Source organism: Vibrio sp. 1401, from assembly GCF_033340295.1.
On the sequence record NZ_JAWOWF010000213.1, the window covers coordinates 1 to 880 of the forward strand.

At 50.1% G+C, this 880-nt stretch carries 1 protein-coding gene and 1 pseudogene; both read right to left on the bottom strand.

Annotated elements, in window-relative coordinates:
* Positions 1 to 153: pseudogene (locus tag R7Z77_RS24630) on the bottom strand (copper-binding protein); the annotation flags it as partial.
* A gap of 64 nt (positions 154 to 217) precedes the next feature.
* Positions 218 to 880, bottom strand: a 663-nt coding sequence (locus R7Z77_RS24635) for an efflux RND transporter permease subunit (protein WP_318136962.1), incomplete at its 5' end; no start/stop codon positions are given.

Below are 880 nucleotides of genomic sequence, written 5' to 3' on the forward strand. Positions count from 1 at the left end.
CATATCGCCCATGTTCATGTTATCCATCGACATCGAACCATGGTCCATTTTGCCGTGATCCATGTTGTCGTGGTTCATGTTCGAGCTATCCATTTGCGCGAATGCGCCTGCTGATACCATAGTTAGAGCAAGAGTGATAAGTGTCTTTTTCATGTTGATTTCCTTTACTGTCAATGAGGTAGTGCGCCATTGCGGTTTGTACAATGGCGCTTGTTGCTTATTTCTCTGGGTTTTGAGCTTTGTTGACTTCTCGCTGCTTCCACAGCTTGAAGATTGCTGGTAACACCAGCAGAGTCAGTAGTAGGGCAGAGGCCATGCCGCCAATCATTGGTGCAGCAATGCGCTGCATGACTTGAGAGCCAGTACCTGAGCCATACATGATAGGGATAAGGCCAATGATGACCGTGAGAACCGTCATCATGACCGGACGCACACGCAGCCCCGCGCCTTCTCGAATGGCATCGGTTAAATCACCAATTTGCAGAGCTTGTTGGTTTTCTTCTGCGTGAAGTTTTTTGTGGTGCCACGCTTGGTTGAGATACACCAGCATGATGACGCCTATCTCCACCGCAACGCCGGCGAGGGCAATAAATCCGACCCCCACGGCGATGGAGAAGTTGTAGTTGAGGTAGTGCATCAACCACAAGCCACCAACCATCGCTAAAGGCAAAGTCAGCATGATGATCAGCACCTCACCCACACGGCGGAAGCTGAAATAAAGCAACATCATGATGATCACCAAGGTTATCGGTACGACCACACTCAAGCGATCTTTAGCGCGTTCCATGTATTCGTATTGACCAGACCAAGCGAGCGAATATCCAGCAGGGAGGACCAGTTGGTCAGCCACTGCTTGCTGCGCTTCCACCACATAAGAACC